Annotated in this window: 18 protein-coding genes; 8 read left to right on the plus strand and 10 right to left on the minus strand. The window is 74.8% G+C overall.

Translation table 11 applies throughout. The annotated features are described in order from the left end of the window. Nucleotides 1-54: 54 nt before the first annotated feature. The gene (locus ACIGG8_RS12395; protein ID WP_396547478.1) at nucleotides 55-885 is read right to left on the minus strand and encodes a helical backbone metal receptor; all 831 of its coding nucleotides are present in this window, start codon (nucleotides 883-885) and stop codon (nucleotides 55-57) included. 143 nt (nucleotides 886-1,028) lie between these two features. On the opposite strand from ACIGG8_RS12395, the gene ACIGG8_RS12400 reads away from it, so the two are divergent. From ACIGG8_RS12400 to ACIGG8_RS12410, 3 genes are read left to right on the plus strand one after another with little or no spacing between them, the layout of a single operon-like run. Continuing rightward, nucleotides 1,029-2,117, plus strand: coding sequence for an ABC transporter substrate-binding protein (locus ACIGG8_RS12400; protein ID WP_396547480.1), 1,089 nt, complete (start codon nucleotides 1,029-1,031; stop codon nucleotides 2,115-2,117). Between the two features lie 3 nt (nucleotides 2,118-2,120). Further along, entirely contained in the window at nucleotides 2,121-3,209 is a 1,089-nt protein-coding gene (locus tag ACIGG8_RS12405; RefSeq protein ID WP_396547482.1) for a FecCD family ABC transporter permease, read from the plus strand. Continuing rightward, nucleotides 3,206-4,006: an ABC transporter ATP-binding protein gene (locus tag ACIGG8_RS12410; RefSeq protein WP_396547483.1), complete on the plus strand. Its 801-nt coding sequence runs from the start codon at nucleotides 3,206-3,208 to the stop codon at nucleotides 4,004-4,006. The genes ACIGG8_RS12405 and ACIGG8_RS12410 overlap by 4 nt, the downstream gene beginning before the upstream one ends. A gap of 36 nt (nucleotides 4,007-4,042) precedes the next feature. Here the strand turns inward: ACIGG8_RS12410 and ACIGG8_RS12415 are convergent, their stop codons facing one another. From ACIGG8_RS12415 to ACIGG8_RS12430, 4 genes are all read right to left on the minus strand, one after another. Next, entirely contained in the window at nucleotides 4,043-5,044 is a 1,002-nt protein-coding gene (locus tag ACIGG8_RS12415) for an L-tyrosine/L-tryptophan isonitrile synthase family protein (RefSeq protein ID WP_396547484.1), read from the minus strand. An 83-nt stretch (nucleotides 5,045-5,127) separates the two neighbouring features. Next, the gene (locus ACIGG8_RS12420; RefSeq protein ID WP_396547486.1) at nucleotides 5,128-6,531 is read right to left on the minus strand and encodes a cytochrome P450; all 1,404 of its coding nucleotides are present in this window, start codon (nucleotides 6,529-6,531) and stop codon (nucleotides 5,128-5,130) included. A gap of 31 nt (nucleotides 6,532-6,562) precedes the next feature. Next, complete coding sequence (locus ACIGG8_RS12425; RefSeq protein ID WP_396547487.1) at nucleotides 6,563-7,963, minus strand: MFS transporter; 1,401 nt, start codon at nucleotides 7,961-7,963, stop codon at nucleotides 6,563-6,565. A 271-nt stretch (nucleotides 7,964-8,234) separates the two neighbouring features. Beyond that, nucleotides 8,235-8,798, minus strand: a complete 564-nt coding sequence (locus ACIGG8_RS12430) for a sigma-70 family RNA polymerase sigma factor (protein WP_350519074.1) — start codon at nucleotides 8,796-8,798, stop codon at nucleotides 8,235-8,237. Between the two features lie 55 nt (nucleotides 8,799-8,853). Between ACIGG8_RS12430 and ACIGG8_RS12435 the strand changes: the two genes are divergently transcribed. Continuing rightward, nucleotides 8,854-9,147, plus strand: a complete 294-nt coding sequence (locus ACIGG8_RS12435; RefSeq protein ID WP_350519073.1) for a zf-HC2 domain-containing protein — start codon at nucleotides 8,854-8,856, stop codon at nucleotides 9,145-9,147. A 291-nt stretch (nucleotides 9,148-9,438) separates the two neighbouring features. Here the strand turns inward: ACIGG8_RS12435 and ACIGG8_RS12440 are convergent, their stop codons facing one another. Next, nucleotides 9,439-10,377, minus strand: a complete 939-nt coding sequence (locus ACIGG8_RS12440; protein ID WP_396547490.1) for a hypothetical protein — start codon at nucleotides 10,375-10,377, stop codon at nucleotides 9,439-9,441. 449 nt (nucleotides 10,378-10,826) lie between these two features. Between ACIGG8_RS12440 and ACIGG8_RS12445 the strand changes: the two genes are divergently transcribed. Next, nucleotides 10,827-12,074, plus strand: coding sequence for a cytochrome P450 (locus ACIGG8_RS12445; RefSeq protein WP_396547525.1), 1,248 nt, complete (start codon nucleotides 10,827-10,829; stop codon nucleotides 12,072-12,074). A gap of 81 nt (nucleotides 12,075-12,155) precedes the next feature. On the opposite strand, the gene ACIGG8_RS12450 is transcribed toward ACIGG8_RS12445, so the two are convergent. Beyond that, complete coding sequence (locus ACIGG8_RS12450) at nucleotides 12,156-12,842, minus strand: N-acyl homoserine lactonase family protein (protein ID WP_396547527.1); 687 nt, start codon at nucleotides 12,840-12,842, stop codon at nucleotides 12,156-12,158. Between the two features lie 299 nt (nucleotides 12,843-13,141). Here ACIGG8_RS12450 and ACIGG8_RS12455 point away from each other — a divergent pair, with 299 nt between their 5' ends. After that, nucleotides 13,142-14,653, plus strand: coding sequence for a CoA transferase (locus tag ACIGG8_RS12455; RefSeq protein WP_396547491.1), 1,512 nt, complete (start codon nucleotides 13,142-13,144; stop codon nucleotides 14,651-14,653). 86 nt (nucleotides 14,654-14,739) lie between these two features. Further along, a complete protein-coding gene (locus ACIGG8_RS12460; protein WP_350519070.1) occupies nucleotides 14,740-15,378 on the plus strand; it encodes a DUF6461 domain-containing protein in 639 nt (212 codons plus the stop codon). 68 nt (nucleotides 15,379-15,446) lie between these two features. On the opposite strand, the gene ACIGG8_RS12465 is transcribed toward ACIGG8_RS12460, so the two are convergent. After that, nucleotides 15,447-16,046 carry an HdeD family acid-resistance protein gene (locus ACIGG8_RS12465; protein ID WP_396547492.1) on the minus strand — a complete coding sequence of 200 codons (600 nt, stop codon included), beginning with the start codon at nucleotides 16,044-16,046 and terminating at the stop codon, nucleotides 15,447-15,449. A gap of 175 nt (nucleotides 16,047-16,221) precedes the next feature. Here ACIGG8_RS12465 and ACIGG8_RS12470 point away from each other — a divergent pair, with 175 nt between their 5' ends. Next, the gene (locus ACIGG8_RS12470) at nucleotides 16,222-18,039 is read left to right on the plus strand and encodes an NAD-binding protein (RefSeq protein ID WP_396547494.1); all 1,818 of its coding nucleotides are present in this window, start codon (nucleotides 16,222-16,224) and stop codon (nucleotides 18,037-18,039) included. 190 nt (nucleotides 18,040-18,229) lie between these two features. Here the strand turns inward: ACIGG8_RS12470 and ACIGG8_RS12475 are convergent, their stop codons facing one another. Both ACIGG8_RS12475 and ACIGG8_RS12480 read right to left on the minus strand, forming a co-directional pair. Continuing rightward, nucleotides 18,230-19,015, minus strand: coding sequence for an enoyl-CoA hydratase (locus ACIGG8_RS12475; protein WP_396547496.1), 786 nt, complete (start codon nucleotides 19,013-19,015; stop codon nucleotides 18,230-18,232). A 137-nt stretch (nucleotides 19,016-19,152) separates the two neighbouring features. Then, a complete protein-coding gene (locus ACIGG8_RS12480; protein ID WP_396547498.1) occupies nucleotides 19,153-20,265 on the minus strand; it encodes an enoyl-CoA hydratase/isomerase family protein in 1,113 nt (370 codons plus the stop codon). Nucleotides 20,266-20,481 lie beyond the last annotated feature (216 nt).

Below are 20,481 nucleotides of genomic sequence, written 5' to 3' on the forward strand. Positions count from 1 at the left end.
CCGGGCTCGTCCATGTCGTCGGCGGTCCCGCGGTGCCGAGCGGATCTCCGTCCGTCAGGCGTCGGCCGCGCCTGCTGTGAACGGGTGGGCGATCGCCTGCCGTAGGACGGCCGGTGCGGTGACGAGGGACGGCCCGTACCAGGTCAGGTGTCGCCCGCTGACCAGCGCGACCGGCGTGCCGGGGAAGGCCTCGGGGCCGTCCTCGGCGGTGAAGCGGTACGGCTCGTCCGGCAGGACCACCAACTCTGCTCGACAGTCGAGCAGTTCGGGCAGCGGGACGGCGGGGTAGCGCTCGGGGTGGTCGGCGTGGACGAGCCGCAGGCCGAGGCGGCGCAGCAGGTCCCCGGCGAAGGTGTCGCGGCCGAGGACCATCCACGGGCGGCGCCAGATCGGCACGACCGCCGTCGGGCCTTCGGAGGTGTCGGAGCTCTCGGAGTCGTCGGGGCTCGGTCCGAGCGGCGCCCAGGCCGCCTCCGCCTCGTCCAACCAGCCGGGGCGCGGCAGTCGGCAGGCGACGGTGAGCAGCCGGTCCAGGGACCGGAAGGCGTCGTCCAGGGTGCGGATGTCGGTGACCCAGACGGGGACGCCCGCCGCCCGCAGCGCGTCCAGGTCGGGGCGCCGGTTCTCCTCGTCGTTGGCGATGACGAGGTCGGGTTCGAGCGCGAGGACACCGGGGACGTCGGGGTTCTTGGTTCCGCCGGTCCGGGTGACGGTGAGATCGGCGGGGTGGGTGCACCAGTCGGTGGCGCCGACCAGCAGTCCGGGCGCGGTGGCGGCGACCGCCTCGGTCAGCGAGGGCACCAGGGAGACCACGCGGCGGGGCGGGCGCGACCCGAGCCGGACGGGGAGGTCGAGGTCGTCGCGCGGGGCGGTGGGGTCGGCCATCCGGTCAGCCTACGTCCGTGCTGCGGCGGGCGGTGGCGCCCTTTCCGGTGGATTCCCGGGAACCCGGCGCCCGGGGCGTCCGACTACCTGGTCCGGGTCCGCTGCACGGGCCCGAGCACGGACCACCGACCAGGAGAGTTGTCATGCGCCCACGCGTTGTCTGCGGAATCGCGGCCGCCGTCGCCCTGTTCGCCACGGCCTGCGGAAGCGGGGGCGGGGGCCCGCAGGGTGCCTCCGTCACCGCCGCGGCCCAGGCGGCCCCGGCCGGCGCCTACCCGGTGAAGGTCGCGGACTGCGCGGGCAAGGAGACCGTCGTCGCCAAGGCGCCGGCGAAGATCGTCACCAGCAACGCGTCGAGCCTGGAGATGCTGCTCCGGCTCGGTGCCGGCGACCGGGTGGTCGGGACCGGCTTCCCGCCCGGCAAGGGCACCCTGCCGGCGGACCTCGCCGACCAGGGCGCCAAGGTGCCGGTCCTGGGGGAGAAGGTGATCCCCAAGGAGAAGCTGCTCGGCTCCGGCGCCGACCTCTACGTGGACACCTTCAGCGCGATGCCGATGATGGGCGGGGGAGCCACCGGGCCGAGCGAGGAGGAGTACGCGGCGGCCGGCATCCAGCACGTCTACCTGCTCTCCACCGCCTGCGCCGGGACCCCGAAGGCGGCCAAGGCGCCGCGCACCGACCTCGCGGGGATCGAGGACGACATCCGCCGGCTCGGCGCCGTCACCGGCACCTCGGCCCGGGCGGAGGAACTGGTGGCCGGGATGGAGCGGCAGATCGGCGAGGTGCGCACCGCGCTCGCCGCCGTGCCGGAGGGGCAGCGGCCGAGCTACTTCGTCTTCGACTTCGACGCGGGCACCAAGCAGCCGGTGGCGGTCTGCGGCCGGCAGGTCGCCAACGCGGTGATCACCCAGGCCGGGGCGCGCAACGTGTTCGCCGACTGCGACGCCGACTTCAAGCCCGGCTCGTGGGAGGACGTCGTCGCCAAGAACCCGGACTGGATCCAGCTCGCCGTCCGCAACCGGGGCAGTGAGGAGGCGACCCGCAAGGCCTTCGACGACGCCGAGGCGTTCCTCAGGAGCTTCCCCGCGACCCAGGGCCTGAAGGCCGTCCAGGAGGGGCACTTCGTCCGCCTCGGCTCGGAGGTGACCACCATCGCGGGTGTGCGCAACGCGGACGCCGTCCGGCAGATCGCCGCGACCGTCCACCCCGACCTCGTCAAGAACGGCCAGTAGAACGTGACTCCGGCCGCTCACACGGAGGCCGCCGTCACCCGCCGTCCGGCCCGCACGCTGCGGGCCGGGCCGACGGCCGCCGTCCTCGCCGTCGCGCTGGTGCTCGCGCTGACCGCAGCCGTCTCGCTCGGCGCGGTGGACATCCCGCCCGGCGAGGTCTGGTCGGTGGTCGCCCGCCGACTCACCGGTCGGGCTGCCGAACCGGGCACCCGCGACCTCATCGTCTGGCAACTGCGCGTGCCGCGAGCCCTGTTGGCGGCGGTGGTGGGCGCGGGACTCGGCCTGGTCGGCACCGCCGTCCAGGCCCTGGTCCGCAACCCGCTCGCCGACCCGTACCTGCTCGGCATCTCCTCCGGAGCCTCCCTCGGGGCGGTCGCCGCCATCGTCCTCGGCACCACCTTCGGGCTCCAGCTCTCCTTCGGCAGCGCGCTCGGTCTCACCGTCTCGCTGGCGGCGTTCGCCGGCGCGCTCGCCGCGTTCTCGCTGGTCTGGCTGATGGCCCGGCGGGGCGGCGGCTTCTCCCCGCTGCGCCTGGTCCTCGCGGGCATCGGCATCGCCCAGTTCCTCGGCGGCATCACCAGCTACCTCGTCCTGCAGACCCGCGACGAGCAGCAGACCCGGGGCGTGCTGTTCTGGCTCATGGGCAGTCTCGGCGGCGCCGTCTGGGCCCAACTCGCCGTCCCCACCGTCGCCGTGGTTCTCGGCCTGGCTCTGCTGCAGGCCCGTGCCCGGGGGCTCAACGCGATGCTGATGGGCGACGAGACGGCCGCCGGGCTCGGCGTGGACGTCGCCCGGCTGCGCCGCGAGGTGTTCGTCGTCACCAGCGTGCTGACCGGCGTCCTGGTCGCCGTCTCCGGCGCGATCGGCTTCGTCGGCCTGATGGTGCCGCACGTGTGCCGGCTGCTCCTGGGCGGCGACCACCGGCGTCTGCTGCCGCTGTCCGCGCTCACCGGGGCGCTGCTGCTGGTCGTCGTCGACACCGTCGCCCGTACCGCCCTGGACGGCCAGGAACTGCCGATCGGCGTGGTCACCGCCGTCCTCGGCGCCCCCACCCTGCTCTACCTGCTGGACCGACGACTGGAGCGCACGTGAGGATCGCCGTCGAGGACCTGAGCGTGACCCTGGCCGGGCGGACGGTGGTGGCCGGGGTCCACCTGGTCGCCGAGGAGGGGGAGGTCGCCGGGCTGGTCGGGCCCAACGGGAGCGGCAAGTCCAGCCTGCTGCGCACCGTCTACCGGCACCTGCGGCCGAGCGCCGGCCGGGTGCTGCTGGCCGGGCGGGACCTCGCGGAGCTGCGGCCCGCGCAGTCCGCCCGGCACATCGGCGCGCTGCCCCAGGAGCGCGGCGGGGACTTCGAGTTGAGCGTCCGCGAGGTGGTCGCGATGGGTCGCACCCCGTACAAGCGGGCGTTCGCCGCCGATGACGCCGAGGACCACCGGATCACCGCCGGGGCGCTGGACCGGGTCGGCATGGCGGGCGCCGCCGACCGCCGGTTCGGCCAACTGTCGGGTGGGGAAAGGCAACGGGTGCTGCTGGCCCGCGCGCTCGCGCAGCAGCCGGACGTCCTGGTGCTGGACGAACCGACGAATCACCTGGACGTCCGGCACCAGGTCGAACTTCTCGCCCTGCTGCGCGAGCAGCGCCGGACCACCCTGGTCGCCCTGCACGACCTGAACGCCGCCGCCTCGGTGTGCGACCGGCTGCACGTCCTGCACCGCGGCGCCCTGGTGGCTTCCGGCGCTCCGCGCCAGGTGCTGACCCCCGAGCTGATGGCGGAGGTCTTCGGCGTCCGGGCGGCGGTGATCGATCACCCGCTCACCGGCGATCCGCTGATCGCCTTCGACCACCGCACCCCGGCCGGTGCGGTGGCCTCCGTGACGGTGACGTAGCCGGTCCTCGGGGAGGGAGAAAGGGGAGGGGGAGGCTCAGCGGCCGGCGTGGCTGTCCGCGTGGCCCTCGTAATGGCTCGGCCGGCCGTCGCGCAGGACCGCGCGGCCGAGCCGTGCGGCCTCCTCGCTGCGCAGCAACTCCCAGTTGCCGTCCGGTCGGTGGAGCACCGCGGAGTGCCAGGGGGTGGTCCAGGCGTCGGCCGCCGCCAGCAGCCGGATGCCGAACTTGGCGACCCCGGCCGGCTGCGGGTGGATGGACAGCCGTACGGCCCGCGGGTGGTGCTCGGCGATCAACTCGCCCCAGGCGCGGCTGCGCTGGATCACGGCGTAGGCACGGCGGCGGCACTCCCGCTGCAGGGCCGAGCGGGTGCCGGTGAAGCCCACGGCGTCCTCGGTGAGGAAACGGGTGATGCCGCGGTAGAGCCGCAGGGTCTCCTCCTCGGTCAGCACCTGCTCGCGCAACTCCTCGACGGTGGGGGCGTAGCGCTCGTGCACCCGGGCGCGCTTCTCGTCGTACGGGAGGTCGCCGAGGACGGCCCGCAGGTCGAAGGTGGCGAGGTGGCGCAGGCCCTCCCGGGCGATCATCGTGGTCAACTCGTCCGAGTAGGCGTCGATGTGGTCGTCCGGGACGTTGATCAGGTCGCCGAATATGTGCCCGTCGGAGCAGATCAGGATTCGGGCGCCGGGCTCGTGGAGGCGTCCGATCTCGGCGCAGAGCCGGTCGAGGAAGGTCAGGGACAGCCGTTCGCCCTCGTCGGGCAGGTGGCCCAGCACCTTCGCCGGGTTCGGCGACTTGCAGGGGAAGCCGGGCAGGGTGAACACGATGGGCTCACCGGCGGCGATGAAGTCCGCCAACTGCGCGAGCTGGAGCGGGAAGTGCTCCGGGCGGGCGGCGAACTCCGGGTCGGCGGCGCGGCGGTGCGGCAGCAGGAGTCCGAGGATGCGGGCGGCCAGGCGTTCGGGCCCGGCGGAGGTGGCGGGCCCGGTCACGGCGTCGGTGACGGGAGTGGGAGCGGTGGCGGTGCCGACGGGCGGCATGGTGGGTCCTCCACGGATGGTGGTCTGGTGCGGGCTTCGGGTGGGCGCGGCCGGGCGGGTCGCGGCGACGGGGTGTCCCGGGGTCAGCGGCGGCGGTCGTAGGCGACGGGCAGTCGGTTGACCCCGCGCGCGAGCACGGCGGGGATCCAGGCGAGGTCGGCCAGGCCGTCCCCGGGGGCCTCGGCCGGGCGCAGCCCGGGCAGCCGGGTGAGCAGGGTGCCGATGGCGATCCGGAGTTCGGCCCGGGCCAGGGCGGCGCCGGGGCAGTAGTGGACGCCGTGGCCGAAGGCGAGGTGCTGATTGGGGGAGCGGTCGAGGTCGAGGCGGTCGGCCCCGGTGAACTGCGTGTCGTCGCGGTTGGCGGCGCAGAGCGAGACGATCACGGAGTCGCCGGCCGGCACGGTGGTGCCGAACAGGTCGCTGTCCTCGGCGAAGAAGCGCCAGGTCGTGAGCTCGAACGCGGCGTCGTGGCGGAGCAGTTCCTCCACCGCCCGGGCGAGCCGGCCGGGCTCGTCGAGGCCGCCGCGCAGGCGGGCGAGCTGCTCGGGGTGGCGCAGCAGGGCGATCAGCATGGTGGTGATCTGGTTGGTCACCGGTTCCTGCCCGGCGACCAGCAGCTGGAACACCATGGAGTCGAGCTCCTCGCGGCTCAACTCGCCCGCGTCGTGGGCGGCGACGAGCCGGCCGAGCAGGTCCTCGGTGTCCGTCCATCCGGGCTCCCGGCAGTCGGCGCGCTTGCGGGCGACGACGTCGGCGATGTAGGTCTGCAGGCCGCGCAGCCGTGCCTCGTACGCCGGTCGGCCGGGGTCCTGCGGGCCGACGGGCTGGACGACCTTGCCCCAGTCGCGGTCGAAGCGGCCCGCCAAGTCGGCCGGGAGGCCGATGACTTCGGCGAGCACCCGGAAGGGGTAGTGGGCGGCGAAGCCGGCCACCAGGTCGGCGCCGCCGGTCTCGGGCAGCTCGTCCACCAGCGCGTCGGCCAGCTCCTGCAGGCGGGGGAGCAGGGCCTCCACCCGGCGCGGGGCGAAGGCGTCCAGGACGAGCCGGCGCATCGCGGTGTGCTTGGGCGGGTCCTGGTGGAGCAGGTGGACCTGGAGCTGCGAGTGCTGCGGCTCGGGCATGATCGACGCGAGTCGGCGCCAGCCTTCGTTGCCCAGTGCGTGGTTCTTGCCCAGGCGCGGGTCGTTGAGGGTGGCGTGGGCGGCCCGGTAGCCGGTGACCAGCCAGGCGTGGATGCCGCTGGGGAACTCCACCCGGTGCACCGGCCCCGCCTCGCGCATCTGCCGGTACAGCGGGTACGGGTCGCTCTTGTACGCCGGGCCGTGCAGCGGGACGGGGGAGGGGAGGCGGTTGTGGCCGTACGGGCAGCGCGGGGTGTTATCGGTCGCGGCCGGGGTGGGGTTCGCGGTCGGGGCGTCGGTCGCGGCCGGGGTGGGGTTCGCCGTCGGGGCGTCGGTCGCGGCCGGGGAGGGGATCGTGTCGGTCATCCGGGGTGGTCCTTCGGTGGGGTGCGGACGGTCAGGGCCTGGGGCGGCGGTGCAGGGCGAGCAGGGCGACGGCGGTCGCCGCGACCAGGGCGGCCAGGGCGATCCCGGCGCTGGTTCCCGTGCCGGTCCCGGTGGTGGTGCCGCTCGCGGCCCCGCCGCCGGCCGTCGAGGCGGCGGCGGTGGCGAGGGCCGGGCCGAGGGCGAAGCCGAGACTGCGGGCGAGTTGGACGGCGGAACCCGCGGTGGCGAGCTTCCCGGGCGGGGACGCGGCCATCACCAGGGCCTGGGTGGGGCCGCCGTTGAGGCCCATCCCGGCCCCGGCGAGGGCGAGCCGGGCGGCGATGTCCACGGTGGACCAGCCGGTGTCCGACGGGATGAGCAGGGCGAGGCCCAGGGTGGTGACGGCGGCGCCGGTGAGCGCCGTCGGCCGGGCGCCCCAGCGGTCGGCCAGCCGTCCACCGACCCGTCCGGCCAGCACCATGCCGAGCGGGAACGCCAGCATGGTCAGCGCGGTGGTGGTGGCGCTCTCGCCCCGAGGGCCGCGCAGGTGCTGGGCGAGCAGGTAGTGGCAGGCCGCGAAGCCCGCGGCGAGCGACAGCACCGAGGCGTTGACCCCGGCGGTCCCGGCGGTCCGCAGCACCTCGGCCACCGGACGGCCGCCAGGGCGGCGCAGCCACAGCAGGACCAGCGGCGCGGCGGGCAGCGTCAGCAGCAGCCACTGCGGTGCCTCCGGGGCCAGGGTGAGCCCGAGCAGGACGGCTGCCACGGCGCCGCCTATCAGGGCGGCGTCGCCGAGCGAAGCCCGGTCGGGCGGGCGCAGTCCGCCGCGCCGCGGGGCGTGGCGGAGCACGATCAGGACGGCGGCCAGGCAGACCGGCAGCTTGACCAGGAAGACCGCCCGCCAGCCGAGGTGGTCCAGCAGCAGTCCGCCGATGACCGGGCCGGTCACGGCACCCAGCGGGCCGAGGGTGGCCGGCACGCTCATCGCCCGCCCGCGCAGCTCGGGCCGGACGGACGTCGCGGCGAGCACCGGCATCAGGACGAAGAGCACGGCCCCGAAGGCGCCCTGCAGCATCCGGGCCGCGATCAGCCAACCGGCCCAGGGGGCCGCGGCCGCCAGCACGCTGCAGGCGGCGAAGCAGCCGACCGCGAGCAGCAGCGCGGACCGGGTGCCGACCTGGTCCAGCCACCGACCGGCGGGCAGGAGGAGGGCCACGAGCGGGAGTTGGTAGCCGAGGACGGCCCACTGGGCGAGGCCGGGCGAGACGTGCAGGCCGGACGAGATGTCGGTGAGCGCGAGGTTGACCACGTTCATGTCGAGCATCGCGACGAAGGAGAGCAGGCCCGCGGCCACGACCAGGCTCCAGCGGTCGACCGACTCGGGCTGACTGCTCGTCAGCTCGGCGGCAGACGTGGGTTGTTGTGCTGCCATGGAGTCCCTCCGTTCCCGGGTTGCCGTGCCGGACACCGCCTCGGCGGCGGGGTCCGGTACAGCAGTCGGGGGCGCGGCGGCTCCGGTTCCGAACACTTGGGGGAATTTTTCGGCGGGGTTCGGGCGGCGGGGTTCGGATGGCGGGGGTGACAGATGACAGCTGACAGATGTTGAAATCTGTCAGCTGTCATCTGTCAGTTGTTCCCCGTCATCCGCCGCGTGTCATCGGTCGACGGCTGCCGTCCGCCTGCCGCCCACTTGCCGGCACCGCTCAGCAGGCGGCCGCGAGTTCCCCGGCCTCGGCCGCCCGCAGTCGCGCCACCAACTCCTCCCGCGCCCGGGCGACCCGGGAGCGGACGGTGCCGACCGGGCACCCGGCGACCTCGGCCGCCTCGGCGTAGCTCAGCCCGACCACCTGCGTCAGGACGAAGGCCTCCCGCCGCTGGGCGGGTACCCGGTCGAGCAGGTCGCCGAGCGCGATGCCGTCCTCGAACCCGGCCGCCGGGCCGCCGCCCTGTCGCTCCGCCGCCTCCTGCCAGTCCGGAAGCGCCGCACAGCGAGGGCGGGCGGCGGCCATCCGGTACCGGTCGATCACCGTGCGCCGGGCGATCGACAGCAGCCAGGTGCGGGCCGAGGAGCGCCCCGCGAACGCGGGCAGGCCGCGCAGCGCGCGCAGGAAGGTCTCCTGTGCGAGGTCGTCGGCGGACTGCACGTCGGTCAGGTGGGCGACGAAGCGCCAGACGTCGCGTTGGGTCGCGCGGACGAAGGCCTCGACGTCCGCCGCCCGGCCGGAGCGGGCGGTCAGTGCGAGTGCTGTGAGCTGCTCGTCATCCACGGCGGCCTCCGGACCGGCCGGTCCCGCCGCGGTGGCCGTGCGGGACGATGGTTACATGAGATGCGCGCAGTTCCGTACCGCTCTGTCCGCCCGCCTCGACGGCGAACCGAGCGGTCTCCCGGAGGCCCGGCTGGACAAGCACGTCGCGCGCTGCACCGGTTGCCGGGAGTGGCTGGAGCGGGCGGAGCGGCTGGGCGGCCACGTCCGGGCGGCCGCCGCCGTCGGGCCGTCGCCGGAGTGGTCGGTCCGCCTGCCGGCGGGGCCGGAGGGGTTCGAGTCGAAGGGCGCCGGTCCGGCCGAGGGGGCGGACGGCCGCGCTCCGGAGGGCCCGCAGGCCGCGGAGCGGTAGGACGGTGGCGCCGGCCGCAGCCGGCGCGTCGTCGTGGTCAGACATGGAAGGGTCCCGAGGGGAAGGCTGGGAACGGCACCGCTCAGGGCGGCACCGTCGGCGTCCATGGGCCGTGCGCGCGGCACACCACACCTCCCGGGGGAACCGGGGAGCGGCGGCGGGCGGCGCGGGCCCGAACCCCGGCGTCACGGCGGCGGAAGGCGCGGCCGTACGGCGGGGCGACCTGCCCGTCGCGGGGCCCCGGTGGCCGGATGAAACCGGGGGAGGCCGGGGGATGCAGCGGCGGGCGCGTCAGCAGGCGAGGGCGAACGCCGGCGGCCCGCGCCGGACCACGGCATGCGTGAGCAGCACCGGCCGGGGCGGCCGGGCCGTGTCCGGGACGGGCCGGGGCGGCGCCGGGGCCCGGTAGCCGAACGGCCGGGCGAAGAGCGCCAGCAGGGGGAGCAGCAAGGCTCCCGCGACGACGGCGCCGAGCGAACCGAGCAGCTCGAAGAGCCGGACCAACGCCGCGTCACCGCGCCAGAGCAGCAGTGCACAGGCCAGGGCGGCCAGCACGTGGGCGACGGCCATCCCCGGCGACACGGCGTGGGACATTCCGTGCGCCATCCCGTGGGAGGTGCCGGGGGGCAGGCCGCCCGTCGTGGCGTCGGGCATCCCGCCGGACATCGGGTGGGACATGCCGGGCATCCCGGCCGTCCCGGGCAGGCCCAGGTCCATGGCCGCCCCGTCGGCAGAGGCTCCTGCGCCCGCGGCCCCGTGCTGCATCCCGTGCATCCCGTGCATCCCGGGTACCCCGGCCGTCGGGCGCAGTCCGCCGGTGGACGGCGGGACGTCCGGGTCGATGCCCGCCATCCGCGCCAGCTCGACCGGTGACAGCCCGTCGGGCACCCGGTCCGGGTTGCAGAGCAGCAGGGCGGCCCAGTCCGTGGTGGCGAGCCGGCCGAGGCCGCCACCGCTCCCTCGGCCGAGGGCCCCGGCTTGTTCGAACAGCTGGTGCAGCGCGATCTGCGCGGCGACCATCCAGACGCTGATCACAGCGAGCCCGCGGCGCTTCCCGGCGAGCAGCCAGGTCAAGCCCAGGACCGCCCCGAACGCACCGGCCAGCACGGTCGGCGAGACACCGGAACCGGCCATGGCGACGTGCGCCGTGGCGGCCATTGCCACGCACAGCGCGGCGAAGACCACGGCGCGCAGCAGGCGGATCCGGTCGGTCATCACGATGGCACTCATCGTCGCACCCACCCCGCCCGGTGCGCACCGCACCCTCCGGTCATGGCCGGTTCCGCCCCGTGAGACCATGCCCGGCCGCTCGCCCGGTGACCGGCCCGGTCGGCTCAGCGGTCGGCCAGGCGGCAGGCCGGGCGGCAGGCCTGGCGGCCCGCGCGGAGGTCCGCCCGCGCGGAGGTCCGCCCGGCTGCCGTCCCGCTCGCTGCACCGACCCGAACAACCGCTCGTACGACCATCCGCACGGTTTGACAAGTGGTCACCGCATGCTCACTAGATGTCACGATCCGGTGCGTTCCGTGCGGGCGTGTCGGAGCGATGCCGTCCAGAAGCAGGGAGGTCCGGCCGTGGAGACCCCGACGCAGGCCACCGAGCCCATCGCCGACCGTGCCGAGCCGGCCGACCGCTCCGGTGCGCCGGCCGACAGCCCCGGTGAGCAGGCCGAGCAGGCCGGGATCCCCAGGACCGCCGACGCGCCCGGGATCCCCGACCTCGCCGACCCCGGCTTCTGGCGGCTGCCCGCCCCCGCCCGCGCCGCCGCCTTCGCCGAGCTGCGCCGCCTCCCGGCCCCGCTGTTCTTCGGCGACCGCGCCACCGGCAAGGGCTTCCACGCCCTGGTCCGCCACGCCGACGTGGTCGAGGCCAGCCGAACCCCGGCCGTCTTCCTCAGCGGCCCCGGCGTGACCACCCCCGCCCCCGCCCGCTGGGTCCGGCTGCTGTTCGGCGACTCGATGGTCAATCTGGACGACCCGCGCCACGCCCAGTTGCGCCGGATCGTCTCGCGGGCGTTCACCCCGCGGCTGCTCGGCCGGGTCGAGGACGACGTGCACCGGATCAGCGTCGCCCTGGTCGACCGGGTCGAGCGGGACCGGCCGGAGGACTTCGTGTCCGCGGTCGCCGCCGAACTCCCGTTCCAGGTGATCTGCACCATGATGGGCATCCCCGAGCAGCCGCGCCGGGCCATCCTCGACCTGGTCAACCGCACCTCGGCGGAGATCGGGGTGGCCCGCACGCTGCGCCACCGGCTGCGGGCGCCCGGGCGCGGGCTGCGGGCGCTCGCCCGGATGCAGGCCATCGTCGCCGGGATCGGTCGGGAGCGGCGCCGCCGGCCGGCCGAGGACCTGATCTCCGCGCTGGTCACCGCCGACGTGGACGGCCGTCGGCTCACCGGCCGCGAGCTCGGCGCCTTCTTCACCCTGCTGCTGGTCGCCGGGGTCGAGACGACCCGCAACGCGCTCGCCCACGGTCTGCACCTCCTGACCGTCCACCCCGAGCAGCGCTCCCTGCTGCTGTCCGACCTCGACGGGCGGCTCGGCGGGGCGGTGGACGAGATGGTCCGTCACGCCACGCCGATCATCCAGTTCCACCGGACCGTCGCCGTCGACCACGAACTCGGCGGCCCGGGTGGCACGCTGCTGCGCGCGGGGGAGAAGGTCGCGCTGTTCTACGGGTCGGCCAACCGCGACGAGGCGGTCTTCCCCGATCCGGACGCCTTCGACATCACCCGCACGCCCAACCCCCACCTCGGCTACGGCGGCGGAGGCCCGCACTACTGCCTCGGCGCGCACCTGGCCCGGCAGGAGATGACGGCGCTGTTCCGGGAGCTGTTCACCCGTCTGCCCGACGCGCGTTCGGTCGGCGAGCCGGAGCTCGTCCCGTCCAGCTTCGACCACCGGGTCCGCTCGCTGCGCTTCACCTGCTGAACGTCCCCCCGGCGGTCCTCGGGGCTGAGGCGCCCACGTGCCCCGGCACGCGGCACCCCGACACCCCGGCGCCGGGCACCGTTACCCGCCCGGCTCCCACACCGCGTGGTCGTGCGCGAACAGCACCCGGCGCGGACGGTGCTCCGCCACCCGGTCGAGCCACGCCCGGTAGCCGGGCAGCGGCGCCGCCACGCCCTCGCGCGCCGCCCGCCGGGCGAGCAGTGCCTGCCCGTACTCGGAGGCGAAGTCGTACGCCTGCCCGGCGAGCAGGACCGGGCCGCCGCCCGGGCGTTCGACCAGCAGGGACTGGTGACCCGCGGTGTGGCCGGGGGTGGGCAGCACCCGGACGCCGGGCCAGATCTCCGCCTCGCCGTCGAGCTCCCGGTAGTCGGCGCCGGGGAAGTCGACCAGTGCGTCGATGGTGTAGCCGCCGCGCCGGGCGGTGGCCAGCTCGCTCGCCTGGACCAGGACGGTCGTGCCGGCCAGCAGCGGGTTCCCGCCGCAGTGGTCGAAGTGCAGGTGGCAGTTGACCACCAGGTCGATGTCGGCGACGGAGACCCCGGCCGTGGCGAGGGCCTCCGGCAGCGGGCGGCGGACCGGGCGGTAGTGCGCCTCGGTCTCCGGGTCGCAGCCGCCGATCCCGGTGTCGAACAGCAGCAGCCCCTCCGGGTGCCGGACGAGGTACGCCAGCACCGGCTCCACCCGCGGCTCCGGTCCGCCCACCTCGGAGGCCGGCCGGACGAAGTACCCCAGGTCGAGGCGCCGGATCACGTGCACGTCATTCCCCCATGTCGCGGTGCGTCGCTCTGCCCGGGTACCGGCGGCCCCGGACGGGCGGCTCCCGTTCGTCCCCTGGTCGGCCTCCCGTCGGCCCGCGTTCGCACCCTACCCGCCGCTCACCCGCCCGCCACCCGCCGACCGGCGGGCCGGGCCCGCGCTCCCGGTGCCCGGGCGTCGGACCCGGCAATGCCGCGCGCCGCGCGCCGGTTGCCGAGGTTCCGGCGCGGCCACCGACGCTGGTGACTGGCGTCACGGCGAGCGACCAAGAAGGGGAGCACAATGCCGACATGACCGATCATCCGCTGCCCGCAGGAACCGTCGGACCCACCGGACCGGGCGGGGGTGAGCCCGTCGACCGCCCCACCGCCGACGCCTGGGCGGCCCTCGGCGGCCCGGCCGACCTGCTGTCACGGGTGAGCTTCCACGGCCCGGACGGCGTCCTGCCCTCCCGACTGCCGGTGCGGCGCCTCGCCCGGGCCACCGTGGCCGTCTGCTCGCTCGCCGCCGCCGAGCTGGCCGCCCTGCGCAGCGGTGGTCCGGTTCCGGCCGTCCGGGTGGACCAGGGCGCGGTGGCCACCGCGTTCGTCAGCGAGCGGCACCTGACGGTCGACGGCCGCACGCCCGTCAGCTTCGCTCCGCACTCCGGCTTCTGGCGCACCGCCGACGGCTGGGTCCGGACCCATGCCAACTACCCGCACCACCGCACCCGGCTGCTGTCGGCCCTCGGCCTCGCGGCGGACGCCGGGCCCGATCGACTGGCGGAGGTGCTCGCCGGTCTGCCGGCCGAGCAGGTCCAGGAGCGTGCGTACGCGGCGGGGGCGCTGGCGGTCGCGGTCGTGCCGGTGAGCGAGACCGTGCACCCCCTGGTGGAGCACCGGGAAGTCGCTGCCCCCGGCGCCGTCGCGGGCGTCGCCGTCGGTACCACCGGCAGCGTCGGTACCGCCGGCACCGCAGGCACTGCCGGCGCCGCCCGTCCGCTCGGCGCGGCCCCGGTGGACCGGCCCGCCGCCGGGCTCCGGGTCCTCGATCTCACCCGGGTGATCGCCGGACCGGTCGCCACCCGCACCCTCGCCCTGCTCGGCGCCGACGTCCTGCGCATCGACTCGCCCCGGCTGCCCGAGGCGGAGGACGCGCACGCCGACACCGGCTTCGGCAAGCGCTCGGCCCGCCTCGACCTCGCCGAGCCCGCCGACCGGGCCGTCTTCGAGGACTTGCTCGCCACCGCCGACGTCGTGGTCAGCGCCTACCGACCCGGCGCCCTCGACGCCCATGGCCTGGCCCCCGACGCACTGTTCGCCCGGCGCCCCGACCTGATCGTCGTCCAGCTCTGCGCCTGGGGCTGGACCGGCCCGTGGGCCGGGCGGCGCGGCTTCGACAGCCTGGTCCAGGCCGGTGTCGGCATCGCGGCCCACGAGGCCGCCGCCGACGGCCGCCCCGGTGTCCTGCCCGCCCAGGCACTCGACCACGGCACCGGCTACCTCATCGCAGCCGCCGTCCTGCGCGCCGTCTCCGACCGGCACACCGGCCGCCCTGGCGGCCGACACCTGCGCCTCTCCCTCGCCGGCACGGCCTCCTGGCTGCTGCACGGCATCGAACGGGAGGTCCCGTCGGAGGTCCCGTCGGAGACCCCGGGCGAGGCCCCGTCCGAGCCGTACGACCCGTCGGGGTGGCTCGCCGAGACCGACTCCGCGTACGGGAAGCTGCGCCACGCCCTGCCGCCGATCGGCTACGAGGGCGCGCCCGCCGACTGGTCGCGCCCGCCCGGGCGTTGGGGGACGGACGATCCGGTCTGGCTCTGAGGCGGGGGCGGCCGGGGCGGCCCCGGCGAGCCCGGGACCGAGGACCCGGCCCCGGTGGTGTCGGTGAGGTCCGGCATCATCGGGGCATGACCGCCGCACACGCCACCGACTACACCTGGTTCGAGCAGCGCTACCCCGTCCTGGGCGAGGCCCACTGCCTCACCCACGTCCAGGGGATCCCCGCCGACGAACTGCTGCGCCGCTTCGACGCCCTGCCCGGTCGCGAGGTCTCGGGCCTGGACGCGGTGATCGAGGCCTGGGAGACGTTCGATGACGGCGAGGACGAGGACGCCGCGGCCCTGCTCGGCGAGGACGACGACCGGCTGCTCGTCGCCGTCACCGAACTGGACGGCTGGGCCCTCGCGGTCGAGCCGTACGGGTACCTCGGCAGCCTCCACGACCTCGTCCCCGGGCTCTCCGACGGCACCCGGCTGGTCTCGCACTACCGCAACGTCAACGCCGCGGACAGCTTCCACTGGTGGGAGCACGGCAGCTGCCGCCTCCACTTCGAACCGCTCTTCGCCGACCAGCGGCACGGCTCGGACGCCGCTGCCTCCGGCATCCCCGAGCTGCTGACGGCCTGCGGTTTCGACCTCGGCGGTGAGCGGTACGAGCTGCACACCGAGGCCGCGTTCGCCCTGGCCGAGCGGCTGACCGACGTCCGGCTCGACCCGGAACGCCTGGAGGCCGCCACCTTCCGGCTCGGTTACGCCCCGCGCCCGTAACGGCGCCTGGGGGCGGCCCCGACCGGAAGCGGCGGCCCCTGCGATCCGCCGATCGGAGGTCCGTGGGGTCAGACTCCGGACGGGATGTGCTTGGCGCGGCCGCGCATCTGGATCGCCGTCACGATCTCGATGAGGCCCAGGATCAGCAGCCAGCATCCGGCCAGGACGGTCAGCGCCTTGATCGACCCGACCGGCCAGACCATCAGCAGGACGCCGGCCAGCGTGTTGGCCACGCCTGCGAAGGCCTGCCAGCCGCGGGCCGGCATCTGCGGGTCGGAGATCGCGGCGGCCAGTTGCGTGATGCCGCGGAAGAGCCAGCCGATCCCGATCCAGAGCGCGAGCAGCAGCAGCGACTCCGCCGCGCTGCGGAAGCAGAGCAGCCCCAGCATCACGCAGATCGCGCCGCTGATGAAGGCCAGTACCCGCAGCGCGGTGGCGGCGTGGGTGCCGAACGCGGCGACCAGCTGCACGATGCCGATGACCAGCAGGTAGAGGCCGAACAGCACGCCCACCACCCTCAGGGTCTCCTCGGGCCAGGCGAAGACCACGATCCCGAGGGCGAGTGAGACGAGCCCGGCGACGAGCAGGACCTGCCAAGCGGCCTTGGCGAGCATGCCGAGCGGGCCCTGGACCGGGGAACCGTCGGGGGTGATGATCGGAGAGACCACGGTGGTGTAACTCCTCGGGCGGGGGTAGAGGACGAGGCCCAGCCTCTGCGCGTCGCCGCCCCGCCGCGCGCCGGATTCGGCCGTTCAGGGCTGTCGGATAAGGCCGTTCGGGGGATCCGCCGCGGCCACCGGAATGACATCGTCCGGACACTTGCCGTCGATATCATCCGGCGGTATGACTTCTGAAGGGTGGGGGACCCCTCCGGTCGAGCCGATCAGCCAGCACTACATCGTCTGCGGGGGCAACGCGCTGGCGCACCGACTGATCCTGGAGCTCGTCGAGCACTACGAGGTCCCGGTCGTCGTCCTGGTCGCCGACCGGACCCGCGACCACGCGCCGCGGATCGAGCAACTCGACGGCGTCGCCGCGGTCGTGGAGTACGCCGGCATCACCGACGAGGCCCTGCGGGCGGTGTCCATCGGCACCGCCCGCGGACTCGCCCTGCTGGAGGGCAGCGACCAGGAGAACATCCACGCCGCGCTCAGCGCCCAGAACCACAACCCGGACATCCGCATCGTGTTCCGGATGTTCAACCAGCGGCTCGGCGAGAACATCGAACGGCTGCTCAGGAACGGCGCCGCGCTCTCCGGATCGGCCACCGCCGCCCCGGCCTTCGCCGCCGCCGCGCTCGGGCGGCCCAACTCGGTCGAGATCGAAGGGCGTTACCTGCACATCGCCTTCGACGACGCCATCACCTCCGACCGGATCTGCGTGGTCGCCGACCAGATCGACCGGCAGGACCTCAGCAGGATCAGGCTGCTGCCCGCGCAGCAGGGCGACTCGGCCGAATTCGTCCGGCTCGCGAGCGAGTTCGGCGACGACGGGCCGATCCGCTCCGGCGGCGTACGGCGCGAACCGGTGCCCGAGGTCGACCCCGGACCGGAGGAGGAACCGGGCGGAACCGCCGCGCTGCAGGTGCTGCCGATCGAGCCCCGGGAGCCGATCGACTGGCGGCGTCGGTTGCGCTGGCGGCTGCTCGACACCACGCGCTTCTTCACCAGCGCCCGGATGCGGCTGGTGCTGCTCACCGCCCTGGCCGCCGTGCTGATGTCCTTCGGCGTGCTCTGGTACCTCAACCGGGACTTCGGCTGGACCGTCTACGTCTCGCTGCTCGACCTGGCCGGTGCGGCCCAGCCCGACCAGCTCGCCGACATCGCCGCCGGGACGGGTACCGGAGGGTTCTGGCAGCGGGTCGCGCAGGTGGTGATCACCATCTGCGGGATCACCTTCGCGCCGGTTGCCACCGCCATCGCGGTCGAGGTGCTCGGCTCCGGACGGCGCGGTCAGCCGCGCAACCCCGGGGCGGGTACCCGGGACCACGTGATCGTCGTCGGGCTGGGCAACGTCGGCACCCGCGTCGCGACCCAGCTGCACGACCTGGGCGTGCCGGTGGTCTGCATGGAACGGGACCCGCAGGCGCGTGGGGTCGCCGCCGTCCGGGCGCTCGGGATCCCGGTGGTGATGGGCGACGGCCCGTTCGAGGAACAGCTGCGGCGGGCCCGGCTGAAGCACAGCCGGGCGCTGGTGGCGGTCAGCGGCGACGACGCCACCAACCTGGAAGCGGCGCTGGAGGCGCGGCACGGCAATCCCGAAGTCCGGGTGGTGGTGCGGCTGTTCGACGACGACTTCGCCGGGCACTTCTACAAGACCCTGGACAACGCGGCCTCGCGGTCGGTCTCCTACCTGGCCGCGCCGGCCTTCGCGGCGGCGCTGATGGGGCGCGAGGTGCGCGGGACGCTCTCGGTGTTCCGGCACGCGCTGCTGATCGCCGAGCTGACGGTGGAGGACGGCAGTGGGCTGATCGGCCTGAACCGGCACGACCTGGAGGACCCGGGCGGCGTCCGGGTGATCGCCGTCCGCTTCGCCCGCGGCGCGCAGCTGCAGTGGGGCCTCCCCGACCGCACCCGGCAGCTCGCGCCCGGCGACCGCATCGTGGTCGCCGCCACCCGCAGCGGGCTCGCCCAGCTGAACACGGTGGCGCTGGAGGAGTGACTGCGCGGAACGGGTGGTGACGGGTGGGACGGGCGGTGGCGGGTGTGCTGGGTGATGGGAGACGGGTGACGGTCGACAGACTTCAGCTGACAGATTTCGTCATCTGAAATCTGTCAGCTGTCGGTCGTCGGTCGTCGGTCGTGTTCGTCCGCCGTCGGTCAGCGGTCAGCGGTCAGCGGTCCGCAGTCGGTCAGCGGTTGGTGAAGGACGGCGGGCGCTTCTCGGCGAAGGCCGCCATACCCTCCTTCTGGTCCGCCGTGGCGAAGGCCGCGTGGAAGAGCCGGCGCTCGAAGCGGACGCCCTCGGCGAGGGTGGTCTCGAACGCCCGGTTGACGCTCTCCTTCATCATGACCGCCGCCGGAGCGGACATCGCCGCGACGGTCTCGGCGGTGGCCAGGGCCTCGGCCAGCAGCTGGTCGGCGGGGACGATCCGGGAGACCAGGCCGGCCCGCTCGGCCTCCTCGGCGCCCATCATCCGGCCGGTCAGGCAGAGCTCCATCGCCTTGGCCTTGCCGACCGCCCGGGTGAGCCGCTGCGAGCCGCCGATGCCGGGGATGACGCCGAGCTTGATCTCCGGCTGCCCGAACTTCGCGGTGTCCGCGGCCAGCAGGATGTCGCACAGCATCGCCAGCTCGCAGCCGCCGCCCAGCGCGAACCCGGCCACCGCCGCGACGATCGGCTTGCGCAGCGCACCGAGCCGGTCCCACGGACCCAGCCAGTCGTCCAGGTAGACGTCCGGGAACCGGTTGCCCTGCATCTCCTTGATGTCGGCGCCGGCCGCGAAGGCCTTCTCCGAGCCGGTGATCACCAGACAGCCGATCTCCGGGTCCCGGTCGAACGCGGTGGCGGCCGCGACCACCTCGTTCATCAGCTGGGTGTTCAGCGCGTTGAGCGCCTTGGGCCGGTTGAGCGTGATCAGCCCCACCCGGCCCTTGCGCTCGACCAGGATCGTCTCGTAGGTCTCGGTCTCGGTCATCGCCGTCGACTCCCATGTCTGCTGCTCGGCGCCGCGCGGGCGCGCCCTGACCACCCAACGATCTACGACGTGCCCTGTTCCGCGCCAGTCTTGACATGCGAGACGCCGGTCACGGGGCCGGGAGACGGCCCGGAGGGTCAGGCCAGGCCCAGCTCGTCGCCGTCGCGCGGGGCGAGGAAGCGGGCGACGTCCACGTCCGTCACCCCGGCGAGGGTGGCGGGCTCCCAGCGCGGGTTGCGGTCCTTGTCGACGACCTGGGCGCGGATGCCCTCGACCAGGTCGTGGCCGTCCAGCGCGGCGCAGGAGACGCGGTACTCCTGGTCGAGCACGGCCTCCAGGGAGGGGAGCGTACGGGCCCGGCGCAGCGCGGCCAGGGTGGCCTTGACCGCCGTGGGGGAGTTCGCCAGCACCAGCCCGGCGGCTTCCTTCGCCTCCGCGACACCGGAGTTCAGCAGGCGCTCGACGATCTCCTCGACGGTGTCGGCCGCGTAGCAGGCGTCGATCCAGGCGCGTTGCCCGGTCAGGGCGGCGGGCGGTGCGGGCTCGGTGTGCGCGGTGACGACCGCCCTGACGGCGGCGGTCGTGGCGGCATCGGCGGTGGTGTCACCGGCCGTGGTGCCGCCCGCCATGGCGTTCGCGGAGGTGCTGCGGGCCAGGGCGTCGAGCAGTTCCGGGATCCGGGCCGACGGCACGTAGTGGTCCGCGAACCCGCACAGCAGCGCGTCGCCGGGGCCCATCGAGGCCGAGGTCAGCCCGAGGTGGGTGCCCGACTCGCCCGGCGCGTGGGCGAGCAGGCGGCTGCCGCCGACGTCCGGGACGAGCCCGATCCGGGTCTCGGGCATCGCGACGGTGGAGCGCTCGGTGACGATCCGGATCGCGCCGTGGGCGGACAGGCCGACGCCACCGCCCATCGTGATGCCGTCCATCACGGCGACGTACGGCTTCGGGTACCGGGCGATCAGCGCGTTCAGCCGGTACTCGTCGCGGAAGAACGCCCGGGTGCCGGCTCCGCCCGCCTTGGCGTCGTCGTGCATCGCGCGGATGTCGGCGCCCGCGCAGAGGCCGCGTTCGCCCGCGCCGGTCAGCACCACGGCGCGCACCCGGTCGTCCGCGGCCCAGTCGTCCAGCGTTGCGCGCAGGGCACCGATCATGCCGTGGGTCAGCGAGTTGAGCGCCCGCGGACGGTTCAGCACGATCCGCCCGATCCCGCCCTCCAGGAATGCCCGGACCTCTGCCACCTCTGCGCTCATAGGGCCCGCTCCCGTCCCCTCGGTGATGGACTTCCGCCGCCCACCGTACCGGGGAGGCCGGGCCGTTGTGATCACCTGGCCGGAGATCGTTCCCGCCCGCGGCCGCCGGCGCGGTGCGGCACAGCGGATGACGGCAGGCGACAGACGACAGACCACAGACGGATGACAGCTGACAGATGATGAAATCTGTCAGCTGTCATCCGTCAGCTGTCCGTC

This window comes from Kitasatospora sp. NPDC085464 (genome assembly GCF_044541955.1).
Lineage (GTDB): Bacteria > Actinomycetota > Actinomycetes > Streptomycetales > Streptomycetaceae > Kitasatospora.

Bases quoted from the DNA above. Each gene is read 5' to 3' on its own strand.
- ACIGG8_RS12435 (WP_350519073.1), top strand. From the start codon at position 8,854: ATGAGATGCGCGCAGTTCCGTACCGCTCTGTCCGCCCGCCTCGACGGC.
- ACIGG8_RS12425 (WP_396547487.1), bottom strand. From the start codon at position 7,963: ATGGCAGCACAACAACCCACGTCTGCCGCCGAGCTGACGAGCAGTCAG.
- ACIGG8_RS12400 (WP_396547480.1), top strand. From the start codon at position 1,029: ATGCGCCCACGCGTTGTCTGCGGAATCGCGGCCGCCGTCGCCCTGTTC.
- ACIGG8_RS12415 (WP_396547484.1), bottom strand. From the start codon at position 5,044: ATGCCGCCCGTCGGCACCGCCACCGCTCCCACTCCCGTCACCGACGCC.
- ACIGG8_RS12455 (WP_396547491.1), top strand. From the start codon at position 13,142: ATGACCGATCATCCGCTGCCCGCAGGAACCGTCGGACCCACCGGACCG.
- ACIGG8_RS12475 (WP_396547496.1), bottom strand. From the start codon at position 19,015: ATGACCGAGACCGAGACCTACGAGACGATCCTGGTCGAGCGCAAGGGC.
- ACIGG8_RS12480 (WP_396547498.1), bottom strand. From the start codon at position 20,265: ATGAGCGCAGAGGTGGCAGAGGTCCGGGCATTCCTGGAGGGCGGGATC.
- ACIGG8_RS12440 (WP_396547490.1), bottom strand. From the start codon at position 10,377: ATGAGTGCCATCGTGATGACCGACCGGATCCGCCTGCTGCGCGCCGTG.
- ACIGG8_RS12460 (WP_350519070.1), top strand. From the start codon at position 14,740: ATGACCGCCGCACACGCCACCGACTACACCTGGTTCGAGCAGCGCTAC.
- ACIGG8_RS12395 (WP_396547478.1), bottom strand. From the start codon at position 885: ATGGCCGACCCCACCGCCCCGCGCGACGACCTCGACCTCCCCGTCCGG.
- ACIGG8_RS12470 (WP_396547494.1), top strand. From the start codon at position 16,222: ATGACTTCTGAAGGGTGGGGGACCCCTCCGGTCGAGCCGATCAGCCAG.
- ACIGG8_RS12420 (WP_396547486.1), bottom strand. From the start codon at position 6,531: ATGACCGACACGATCCCCTCCCCGGCCGCGACCGACGCCCCGACGGCG.